This is a genomic window from Pseudorhodoplanes sp. (assembly GCF_035565795.1).
In the GTDB taxonomy this organism is placed as follows: Bacteria; Pseudomonadota; Alphaproteobacteria; order Rhizobiales; family Xanthobacteraceae; genus Pseudorhodoplanes.
Genome location: NZ_DATMRV010000210.1, coordinates 1 through 11,392 on the forward strand (window position 1 = coordinate 1; position 11,392 = coordinate 11,392).

The 11,392-nt window shown below is 60.5% G+C and carries 10 protein-coding genes; all 10 read right to left on the minus strand.

Annotation, left to right across the window (positions count from 1 at the left end; all coding sequences use genetic code 11):
• Nucleotides 1-312 precede the first annotated feature (312 nt).
• The gene (locus VNZ93_RS18945) at nt 313-1,098 is read right to left on the minus strand and encodes an enoyl-CoA hydratase/isomerase family protein (protein ID WP_325708725.1); all 786 of its coding nucleotides are present in this window, start codon (nt 1,096-1,098) and stop codon (nt 313-315) included.
• Nucleotides 1,099-1,140: 42 nt separating this feature from the next.
• On the minus strand, nt 1,141-2,403 hold the full coding sequence (locus VNZ93_RS18950) for a CoA transferase (protein WP_325708728.1): 1,263 nt from the start codon (nt 2,401-2,403) through the stop codon (nt 1,141-1,143).
• Nucleotides 2,400-3,515: a CaiB/BaiF CoA transferase family protein gene (locus VNZ93_RS18955; RefSeq protein ID WP_325708731.1), complete on the minus strand. Its 1,116-nt coding sequence runs from the start codon at nt 3,513-3,515 to the stop codon at nt 2,400-2,402. The genes VNZ93_RS18950 and VNZ93_RS18955 overlap by 4 nt, the downstream gene beginning before the upstream one ends.
• Nucleotides 3,516-3,528: 13 nt before the next feature.
• Nucleotides 3,529-4,401 carry an ABC transporter permease gene (locus VNZ93_RS18960; RefSeq protein WP_325708734.1) on the minus strand — a complete coding sequence of 291 codons (873 nt, stop codon included), beginning with the start codon at nt 4,399-4,401 and terminating at the stop codon, nt 3,529-3,531.
• Nucleotides 4,398-5,342 (minus strand): ABC transporter permease, encoded by a 945-nt coding sequence (locus VNZ93_RS18965; protein WP_325708737.1) that lies wholly within the window; start codon nt 5,340-5,342, stop codon nt 4,398-4,400. Before VNZ93_RS18965 ends, VNZ93_RS18960 begins: the two co-directional genes overlap by 4 nt.
• Nucleotides 5,343-5,362: 20 nt before the next feature.
• The gene (locus VNZ93_RS18970; protein ID WP_325708740.1) at nt 5,363-6,907 is read right to left on the minus strand and encodes an ABC transporter substrate-binding protein; all 1,545 of its coding nucleotides are present in this window, start codon (nt 6,905-6,907) and stop codon (nt 5,363-5,365) included.
• Between the two features lie 11 nt (nt 6,908-6,918).
• On the minus strand, nt 6,919-7,926 hold the full coding sequence (locus tag VNZ93_RS18975; RefSeq protein ID WP_325708743.1) for an oligopeptide/dipeptide ABC transporter ATP-binding protein: 1,008 nt from the start codon (nt 7,924-7,926) through the stop codon (nt 6,919-6,921).
• Nucleotides 7,887-8,855 carry an ABC transporter ATP-binding protein gene (locus VNZ93_RS24965; RefSeq protein ID WP_414710121.1) on the minus strand — a complete coding sequence of 323 codons (969 nt, stop codon included), beginning with the start codon at nt 8,853-8,855 and terminating at the stop codon, nt 7,887-7,889. Before VNZ93_RS24965 ends, VNZ93_RS18975 begins: the two co-directional genes overlap by 40 nt.
• Nucleotides 8,856-8,857: 2 nt before the next feature.
• Nucleotides 8,858-9,964: an enolase C-terminal domain-like protein gene (locus tag VNZ93_RS18985; protein WP_325708747.1), complete on the minus strand. Its 1,107-nt coding sequence runs from the start codon at nt 9,962-9,964 to the stop codon at nt 8,858-8,860.
• A gap of 183 nt (nt 9,965-10,147) precedes the next feature.
• A partial coding sequence (locus VNZ93_RS18990) for a mandelate racemase/muconate lactonizing enzyme family protein (RefSeq protein WP_325708750.1) occupies nt 10,148-11,392 on the minus strand: 1,245 nt, incomplete at its 5' end.

The window sequence follows — 11,392 nt, forward strand, 5'->3', positions numbered from 1 at the left end:
CGAAACGACGCGCGATCGCGTTGGCACTGTGTTGCCGGAGCTCGGAGTGATTCACGCATGGACACGAGGCCGGTCGCATAAAAGTCGCCTCGTGCCACCGCAAGCGCGTGGCGCGAGGCGAACACCTGCTTGACGAGCGAATTCGCGTCCAATGATCCACCGGCATTAACCGACCTTGGCCCGGTCTGCTGATGACCGCCTTTTGCGAGACGAGGCAGTGTGACTGGGGTCACATTTGCAGCGAGTCCTGCGATCGCACTTATGAGATGCGGTCCGACGTCGTTGATCTGCTTTGGAGACGCCTCGAATTTGTCAGGAATCTCCCTGAGCACGACCAAAGCGGCCAGGGAGGTTTGCCTTTCTTGCCTCGGCAAGCATGGTCCGATTGTCGCGTGCGTAAGACCAGGTTTTTTCGATCAGCGGAGAGGTGATCTCGTTCCACCAGGCCTTGGTCAGCTTGATTGCTGCAGGTGGTCGTCCGGCTATACCGGTTGCGATGTCCATCACACGTGCATCGAGCGCGTCATTGGGTACGACTTCATGCAGCAGATTGCAGGCGGCGGCCTGCTCCGATGGAATGAAGTCCGCCAACAGGATCAGTCGTCGCATCACGGCCTCGCCGACGACCGCAAGCAGAAGGCTGGATCCGATCACGACCGGCATACCCACGTTGAGCTCCGTCATGCCGATTTTTGCGTCTACTCCGCCTATCCGCAGGTCTGCCAGAAGCGAAATCTGCAGGGCCGCCCCCGTGCAATGGCCGTGAATCGTCACGATCAACGGCTTTGTCAGTGTCCGGACCGTGTCGTAAAGCAGGAAGTATTCTTCGCTGTTTCGTTCGGACACTTCGATGCTGTCGTTTGCGCTTTCACGCAGGTCGTTTCCCGCACAGAAAGACCGGCCCGCACCTCCGAGTACGATTACGTGCACGCTCGGATCACGGTCGAGTTCCCTAAGAAGCGCAGTCAGGCGCTGACGCATCTCGCTATTGATCGCATTAAGAACCTGTGGCCGATTCAGCGTGAGCCACGCGACCTTGCCGCGGCGATCGAGCAATACGACATCGGATGATTCGGAAACGGGATTCGCGTTCGTCACGGCTCTGCCACCTTCTCTAAAAGTTCAGCGTATTGCGGCGTTTCAGGCCGGAATGTTGGAGGTCGTTCCCGCGGCCGATAGTGCCTCGATCTCGGCTTCGGTCATCTGCAGGATGTCGCGGAGAATCATGCCGGTGTGTTCGCCGAGGCAGGGCGACGCGCGGTGTTGTCCTGCGGGTGTCAGCGAAAACTTGAACGGCAAGCCCTGATAGGTCCGTCGTCCAGCCTCCGGATGATCCAGGGTGTCAAAGAATCCCCTCGCAGCGAGATAGGCATCGTCCGCGATGTCTCGGCCGTTCTGCACCGGCGCGGCTGCGATCCCGATCGACTGCAGTCGCACGGCGGCTTCGTGTTTGGTCAATTGCCGCGTCCAGCTCGAGATAGGCTCGCGCAAGTCGTCCTGGTTGCGCCAACGCGCGTTTGCTTCGGCATAGCGCGGATCGGTTCCGAGTTGCGGCGTTCCGATGATTTCCGCAAGCGTTTTCCATTCGAGATCATTGGTTACGCTGATTGCGACCCAGGCGTCCGCGCCGAGAGAGGGATAAGCGTCGTGAGGTGCTGCGTCGGCGATGCGATTGCCCTGCAGCTTCGGAGACAGACCGGTTTCGAGGCTGTCGAGGATTAACTCTCCGATGAACGGCATAGCTGCCTCGACCTGAGACATTTCGACGTACTGCCCTTGTCCTGTCGCCTGCCGATGGACCAGCGCAGTGAGAATGGCGGCAGCGGCGTTATATCCGCCAATCGGATCGAGATAGGCCGGTCCTGTCGGCATCGGCGCTCCGCCGTCATAGCCGACGAACGCGCTCATGCCGGACGAAAACTCCATTCCGGGTCCGAGCGCGCCGTGATGCGCCATCGGCCCCGTGTTTCCGAAAGCCGGCATTTCCAGAACGATGATGTCCGGTTTTGATTCCCTCAGATGCTCGTAACCAAGCCCCATTCGCGTCAGCGTGCCCGGGGTGAAGTTGCTGAGGACGACATCGGAAACAGCAGCTAGCTTCAACAGCACGTCGCGCCCACCGGGCTTTTTGACGTCAACCGTGAATGACAGCTTGTTGAGATTCTGCGAGTTGAACAGCACCGTTCGGTTATAGGGCCGCTCTCCTGGATCGAGATCGGGATAGCGAACCGGATCGAGACCGTGACCGGCACCTCGCCACAGATCGAGACGGGTTGCCGATTCGATGTGGATCACTTCAGCGCCGAGATACGCGAGCACACGCCCGGCAAACGGACCAGCCCAGGCCGTTGTCATGTCCATGACGCGCACGCCGGCAAGAGGACCGTGATGTTCGATCATCATGCCACGGCGTCCCGGTTGTGCGCCGGATTCAGCCTCGGTGCATCGCCGCGTACGATCCGCGGCGTGGCCGACATGCGAAATGGCGCTCCCAGGATGCGGCGAGGTCCCTCGGGGGTATCGATCTGCTCCCAATAATCTCGCGCCTTCAGGTGATCCGAGACGGCAAGATCGGCGGGCGTCGCCGCCTTGGCCGCGATGGCGCCGACCGATTGCAGTGCTCGCACCACGTCATCGGCACGCATGTTCTCGGTCTGTCGCTCGATCAACCGGACGACCTCCGGCCAGCGGTCCATGCGGTCTTCCACGTTGGCAAAGCGAGGATCGGTTGCCATCTCCGGTGCGCCGAGCGCAGCCCAGGTGTCGCGCCAGCGATAGTCGTAGATGAAGACCGAGAGCCATCCATCCAGGCACCGCACGACCGCCGAGGGCAGTCGCGGTGCTGTGGAACGCGAGTCGACGACGCCGTTATAGAAATACTGGCTAGCCATTCCGTACGTCATCGATGCGGCAGTTTCGCATACATCGATGGTGATCTCCTGACCCCGTCCCAGTCTTTGCCGGGCGAAGATTGCAGACAAGGCCGCGGTGTAAGCAGCAACACCCGACGTGTAGGAGGCGCGATGGCCGACGCCGTATAAAGGCTCCCGATCGGGCCTTCCGTTGCGGTACATGACGCCCGAGAGCGCCTGATGGATCATTTCGCCGCCACGCCATGCCGCGCGCGGCCCATCCTCTCCGAAATCGCTGATCAGGCAGATGACGGCCTGATCGTTCTGCCCGGCGATCGCTTTCCGATCTGCACCCGGCGGAACGAGGATCACGTCGGCGTTTTTTGCCAGGTCGAGAATGTGCTCCCATCCGGCGGAGCTCGAGCGATCGGCTGTGATCGAACGCTTGCCGAGGTTCAGATGCAGGAACAGTTGTGAATCGCCGTTGGCTCGAAACGGTCCGATGCGTCGGGTTGCCGAGCCCCCGGGCGGTTCGACAAGAATGACGTCCGCTCCGAAATCCGAAAACAGACGCGAGCAATATTGCGACGCGATGTTTTCGCCGAGATCGATGATGCGAAGGTGGCCTAGTGCTAAGGGCGACTTTTCCAAACTGCCTGTCACTTTGTTTCTTCTGTTATCGGTCGATATCGAGTAGGTCGCGGATCTCGTCGCCGATGCGGTAGAGCGCGAGCACCGTGAAAACGGTGGCGAGGCCCGGCAGGATCGGCGCGGTCGGATCCACCACGACGTAGCGGAACGTCTCGGCGACGGACGAGCCCCAGCTCGGGTGAGGATTCGGAACGCCAAGGCCGAGGAAATTCAGGCCCGTCTGCGCCAGCACAGCAAGCCCGGACAGCAATGTGATTTGCACGACCGTCGGCGCCATGACGTTCGGCAGCACGTGCCGTGTAACGCGATGCCAGGACGATAGTCCGTACATCCGGGTGACCGTGACATAATCCTTGTAGGACACGGTGAGCACGCCTGCGCGAACCACGCGCGCCAGCACGGGCGATACGACGATTCCGAGCGATATCATCGTGCTGACCAGACTGGGGCCGAACGCGCTTGTGAGCGCCAGGGCGAGCACCACACCGGGGAAGACGAGAATGGAGTCCGCGACGCGCATCAGGACAAGATCGATGACGCCCCCGGAATAGCCCGCAGCAAGCCCCCACGGGATTCCAATCGCACAGGCGGTTGCCATCGCGACCAGGGTGCCGACCAGTGTTGGCCGTGCGCCCCAGATCAACCTGCTGAGGACATCCCGCCCGAGGTCGTCGGTGCCGAGCAGGTGCTCCCTCGAAAACTCGGCCAGCGGATTGCCGAGATTTTGCTTGATCGGATCATAGGGCGCGAGCCACGGCGCGAACACCGCGACGACGATGATCGCGACGAGATAGACGACCGCAATCCCGAATGACGGCCGACGCCACATCAAGCGCACGATGCGCGGCAAGCGTGCTCCGGGACGGTCCTTGACGGATTGCTCGATGGCTGCGGTCATGACGCCCTTGTGCGCGGATCGAGGAGGGCGCAGGTGACGTCCACCACAAGATTGATGAAGATGACGATCCCCATCATCAGAACGGTCGCGCCCTGCACGACGGGAAAGTCCTTCTGCAGGACGCCTTCCGCCAGCAGATCGCCGATTCCCGGCAGCGCGAACACGCGCTCCACAAGAACGGCGCCGCCAATCAGCGTGCCGGACACGATGCCGGTGATCGTGACAATCGGGATCAATGCGTTCTTGAGTGCAAAACGCCAGTAAATCTGCATCGGCGTCAGCCCGAGCGCCCACGCCGTCCGAACATAATTTCCGCCGAGAGCCTCGACCATCGAGGATCGTGTGAAGCGCACGATTACCGAACAGGGCCCGAGCGCGAGCGTCGATGCAGGCAGCGCAACGGAGATCAGATGTGCCTTAACCCCGGCTGAGATTGGAACAAAGCCGGTCGCAGGGACCCAGGCAAGCTGCAGGGCGAAGAGGCTGATCGCCATGATCCCGACCCAGAATTCGGGAAATGCATGGGTCAGGCCCGACAGCGTTTTGACCGCCGTGTCCGTTGCTGTTCCCCGCCGAACGGCCGCATAGACGCCGAGCGGAACTCCAACCAGCAATGCCAGAATGAGTGCCTCAATCGCCAGTGTCGCGGTGACCGGCAGGCGCTGCGCGATGAGCGTGCTGACATATTCACGATTCATCAGCGAACGGCCGAAATCGCCATGCGCGAGATGCCACGCCCACGATCCGAACTGAACCAGGATGGGGCGGTCGAGGCCGAGTTCATGATTGATGCGGGCAATCACCTCCGGGCCAGCGTCGGGGCCAGCAATAGCAGCTGCCGGCCCGCCGGGAGTGAGATGAACGATGCCAAATATGATCAGGCTGCCGAGCAGAGCAGTCGGCAGCAGCGCCGCGAGCCGTCGCAGAATGATCGTCCGCATCGGATGACCGGTTCAAGCGCCTACTTCTTGAAGTAGAGCGTGCGAACGTACGGTCTGCCAAGGAGGTTTGGCTGTTCACCTGCTAGCTTGGCATTGTAGGCCACCGCGTTCACATAATAGTAGAGGGTGATCATCGGCACGTGCTCGACCCACAGTGCGTTGAGCTTGTCGATCAGCTTCTTCTGCTCTCCACGGTCAGAGGTCGCATAGAGCTGAGCGATCACGTCTTCTGCTTCACCAAACTTGGTCTGACCGACATTATACGCGGTTTTTGTGCTCAGGACCTGCGCATAGGTGATCGCAGGGTCCGGGCGGCCCGACCACGTTGCCATGAATGTCGGCATCGCCTTCTTGTTGAACATCTCGACGCAAGCCGCGCCGCTCGCTACTTGCTGCGATTCAACTTTGATCCCGACCGGCTTCATCTGCTCACGCATGATGTCGACCAGCTTGGGTGCGGGCAGGGGTGTCCCGGCGGACGCAGGCGCGCACAGGCTGAATGTGATGCCATCCGGATAGCCGGCCTCGGCCAACAGTTTCTTTGCCTCCTCAGGCCTGTAGGTGAAGACCTTCTCAAGGGCCGGCGTGCTTGGCCAATAGTTCGGCGGCACGGGCAGGTTCGCCGGCAAAGCCTTGGCGGCTGCGCCGAATGCGGCATTGGCGAGAGCCTGACGGTCGATCGACATGGCGATCGCGCGGCGAACGCGCGCATCGTTGAGTGGGGGAGTGCCTGAGTTCAGGTTGATGATGCTGAAAGCAATCGTCGGCTCGACTGCGACGCGCAGGTTGGCATTGCGCTGCAACACCGGCAGGTTGATCGGATCGAGGTTGGCCGCATAGTCGAGCTGCCCGGACTGCAGTGCAGACACCAGCGAGGTCGCGTTGCGAATGACGCGAAATTCGATCAGATCGAGCTTCGGCTCTCCCTTGTTCCAGTAGTCCGGGAATTTCTGATAGACGACGGCCTTTCCGGCTACCAATTCCTTCAGCATGAATGGTCCGGTACCGACCGGATGCTGACCGAAATCCTTGCCGTATTTTTCGAGGCCGGCCGGCGAGAGCATCATGCCGGCGCGTTCTGCGAGCAAACCGGGCAGAGTCGAGTTCGGCTTGTCGAGGTGGAGGACAACAGTTTGCGGGTCGACGACCTCGACCGATGTCACTCCGTCAAGATCGAAATTCTTTCGTAGCGATTTGAAATGCTCGATGTTGGTCTTGACCGCGGCCGCATCGAGAGAGGTGCCGTCATGAAACTTGACTCCCGGGCGCAGTTTCAGCTGCAGCGCGCGCCGGTTATCGGACCAGCTCCAAGACGTTGCGAGGCCGGGCCGTAACTCCAGAGTCTTCGGTTCGAAATCGATCAAACGATCATAGAGCGGATAAAGAAACGGAATGTCGGTTCCGAGCGTCCCGCTGGCGGGGTCGAGTGTCTGTGGATCAGTCAGCGCGCCGACGACCAGCGTGTTGTCAGCCGGGCCTGCATGCCCCTGATTTGCGGACGTGACCGAAAATGTTGGAAGCAACGACACGTACAAAGCGAGCGTACACCAACGCAGTGATATCACGGCTTTTCTCCCTAGGCATTTGCGGTCAGTTTCTTGATGTCTTCCGCACGATGACAGGCAATGTCTCGGAAATCATACTCACGCCGGGCCGGCTCGTCACTGCGACATCGATCGATGACGTAAGGGCAGCGACGATGGAACCGGCAGCCGGACGGTGGATTGGCAGGGTCGTCCGGTTCGCCAATCGCCTGTGTGGCGCACCGGCGCCGCTCCGGATGAATGCTTGGCACAGCCGCGATAAGGGCGCGCGTATAAGGATGCAAGGGATGACGGATCACAGTTTCCGCGCGGCCCGCTTCCACAACTTTGCCGAGGTAGAGCACCGCGACGTCGCCTGCGATCTGCGCCACGGCGCCCATGTCATGCGAGATGAAAAGATAGGTCAGACGCCGTTCGCGTTTGAGTTCGTCAAGCAGTGCGAGGATTTCGTTGCGAACCGAGACGTCCAGCGCGGACACGGCTTCGTCGAGGATCACGATGCGTGGATCGGCAGCGAGCGCACGGGCGATCGTGACCCGTTGACGTTGCCCGCCGGACAGCTGGTGAGGGCGCCGATCTGCAAAGGAGGCGGGCAAGCCGACGCGATTTAAAAGCGATACCGCCGCGCGCCGATGTTCAGCGGAACTGGAGCGCGAACGCGCACGTCTGGGTTCCGAAACGCTTTTCCAGATGGGCCAGCGCGGATCGAGTGACGACGACGCATCCTGAAAGACAATCTGAATGCCGTGCTGGCCGGCCGCGCTCGCAGGGTCGATCTCTCGCGGGAGATCGCATTCGTCAATCTTGATTGCCCCGCTCTCGACCATGGTCAATCCGCAGATCGCGCGCGCGACCGACGATTTTCCGGATCCGGATTCTCCGATGAGAGCCAACGTGGTCGCTTCATGAATGTCGAGCGATACGCCTGCTACGGCGGTCAGGGTGCCGCGGTTGCGCGACCGATACGTTACGGTGAGATCGCGAACCTGCAGCAGTACGGTCATGCAGCTTGACCCCGAAGCGCTTCCGACCGACAGCATCTGACGCTGTGACCGGGCGCTCGCTCCGCCAGAACCTGAGGCGTCGCGCAAAGCTCGATTGCGAAAGTGCATCGCTCGCGAAAGCGGCAGCCGACGGTAAGTTGACCGGCTATCGGCGGTGTCCCCGGAATGCCGCGACGTATGGAGCCGACCTCATCGAAATCCGGCGCACATCGCAGCAAGCCCTTGGTGTAGGGATGTTGGGGGTCGCGCAGCAACTGTTCGGTTGTGCCGATCTCCACGATTTCGCCCGCATAAAGCACGGCAACGCGCCTGCACAGACGGGCGACGACACCGAGGTCGTGACTGATAAAAAGCACCGAAATGCCGCTCTCGCGCGCCAGCCTTTCGATGAGCTGGATAATCTGTTCCTGGATCGTGACATCAAGCGATGTCGTCGGCTCGTCCGCGATCAGGAATTTGGCGCCGGACGACAGCGCCATCGCTATCATTGCGCGTTGCGCCAGTCCGCCGGAGAGCTGGTGTGGATAGAATTTAAGCCGCGATTCCGGATCGGGGATGCCGACGAGGCGCATGAGCTCGACGGCCTTCGCTCGCGCCTCCCGTTTACTCAGCTTCTGGTGCGCTCTGATTGATGCAATGAGCTGCGTCTCCAGTGTGAATACGGGGTTGAGCGCAGATATCGGCTCCTGAAAGATCATGCCGATATCGGCGCCGCGGATCCTCCGCATTTCGCGCTCTGATGCCGCGACAAGGTCCTTTCCCCGAAGCACCGCGCTGCCGCTGATGCGCGACGTTGCCGGCGCCAGCCGAATGAGGCCCAAGCCGCACATCGTCTTGCCGCTGCCGCTTTCCCCGACAAGACCGAAAATCTCGCCCTCAGCGACGTCGAACGACAGTGGGCCCGTCAAGGCAACAGGCCGGCCGGAGCGATAGTCAACAACGGCGATGTCGTTGACCTGCAACATCGTCAGGACAGTACGGCTATGGTCTTGGATTTGATGAGATCAAAATCAATCTCGGCGCCGAGACCCGGACCTTCAGGCGGGTGAATGTAGCCTTCGCGGTCCACCATCGGCTCGTTCAACAAGCCGTACACGGCGGCCGTCTCCGGCATAAGGATCTCGTGAAACTCGGTGTTGCGGATCGCGAGTTCGACGTGGAGGTTCGCGAGATTGTTGATGGAATTTCCGCCGACATGCACCTCGTAGTTCATCGCGAAAGCTTCGGCCAGATGCGCTGTCTTCACGAGCGACGTGATGCCGCCCTTGATCGCGACGTCGCCGCGCAGATAGTCGGTGGCGCGCTCGGTGACCCAGATCGCGTAGGAGTCGAAACCTGCGATCGGGCGTTCGGTCGCCATGATCGGGATGTCGAGCTTCTCCTTCAGCTTCTTGTAGTTGTAGATGTCGTGATCGCCGAGCGGGTCTTCGTACCAGTAGAAGTCCATTTCTTCGATCGCGCGTCCTACGCGCATCGCCGCCGGGAAATCGTAGAGAAAAGTCGAGTCGAGCATCAGCGTAAAATCGTCGCCGACGGCTTTCCGAACTGCTTCGCAGATTGCGATGTCTTCGCGCCAGTGACCGGCGGGGTGGATTTTGTAGGCGTGCCATCCCCGCTCCTTGAACGCGATCGCCTCTTCGGCATAAGCCTCAGGATGCGGCAAATGATCCGAACTGCAATAGGCCGGAATCTTCTCGCGATAGGATCCGAGCAGCCGATGGATCGGCATGTTAGCGGCCTTGCCAGCGATATCCCACAGTGCAACGTCCACGGCGCCGATCGCGCGGATCGTGGCCAGCCGACTGCGGCGCCAGATCGCATGGTAGAGCCGTTCGCGCTGAAGCGGATCCTGCCCCATCAAGGCTGGCTTCAGATATCGGATCAGGCCGGCGGCATCTGATGAACCAGGCTCGATGACCTTTCCCAGAAACGCGTGCCCCTCGATTCCCTCGTCCGTCGAGATGGTCAGCAGGCCGAGATCGTGCTTTTGCCCGGCCTTCTGGACAACGTGATACGAGATAGTCGGCAGACCCTCCCACGCGAAAAGCGTGAGTGTGACATCAGTAATTTTCATACACGAACTCGACTGGATACGATGGCCAATACGATACCCGCGTCAGAGTTGGATGCAATGGCGATCGACTCTCGTTGCACACGTCATGAACGTTGCTTGTTGGTGTTGTGTGGGCAGCGCTCGGTCATTGCACGCGGCCATTCGAATAAGCGGAATGCGTGATGTCGGGCGTCACGACACGCTTCAGACAGCCACACCATGACGGCGGTGAAAATCGAGCAGCCATGTTGCGTTTCCGACGTTCTTCGGTGGCCGCGCCAGAATGGCTTCCTCGCGGACGTCGCAACCCCAGCCCGAGCCAGTGGGCAAGAGCATCTGCCCATCTTCGATAACCGGCGGGTGTGTGAAGAAGTCTGCTGCCCACGGAACCTCGTCGACGTCAAATTCCATTATCCGGAAATTCGGAATGGCGGCGCAGAGATGCGCGCCCATGAGTGTCGATAGATAGCCGTGAGCATTGTGCGCTGCGACATTGACCTCGTAGAGGTCGGCGAGACTGGCAATGCGCATCGCTTCCACGAAGCCGTTCCATTGCGGGTCCACAATCACGACGTCGACAGCCTGGGCGTCGAGATAAGGCTTGAGAGCACGGCGCCCATAGATGGTCTCCAATGCGCCGATTGGCGTCGTTGTCGAGCGTCGGATTGCTGCCAGGGCGTCCGGTGTGTGTGAGTCGATCTCAAGCCAAGTCAGCCGGTGGGGCTCCACAGCCTTTGCGATCTGCCGCAGTCCTTCGGGTTTATAGTGAAAATTCAGATCGATCATCAGCCCGGTGTGCGGGCCGATGCCCTCTCTGAACGCCGCGAGTTGCTCCGTGATCGCCTCCAGCAAGGTGGGCGACAGGTTGAACTCTGGATGTCCGGCGCCTCCCACAAAGGCCGGCCGGTATTGGCGCGGCCGATCACCGTCGAACAGGAGCGTGTTGGTCTTGAGAGCTTTGAAACCGCGCGCGACGACTTCCTTTCCGAGCGCCTTGAGATCGTCCAGCGTCCGGATCGGTGGTGTGTTGTTTACTTTCTCAAACAGTTCAGCGCTGCGAACGCGATAGGTTCCACAATGCGACCAGTACACCGGAAGGCGCGTTCTATACGCGCCGCCAAAAAGCGCATGCACCGGAAGCCCGGCAGCCTTTCCCTTGATGTCGAGACAGGCATTTTCCAGCGCGGCGATGGCTTGCGCCATCATCCCGCCATGGGCCATTTGCGTTGCAACATAGAGATCCGTACCAATCGGCCCAACATCGCGCGGATCGCGACCTATCAAGCGCTCGGCAAGCCTTCGGATCACCATCGTGAGGCCAGGTCCGGCCATGCCTTCACACGTCTCGGCCCAGCCTACGATTCCCTGATCGGTGGAAATCTTAATGAAAGATAGAGTGCGCCAGCCACCGTCGGCGTGCATGTCTTCGATCTTCGTGATTTTCATATC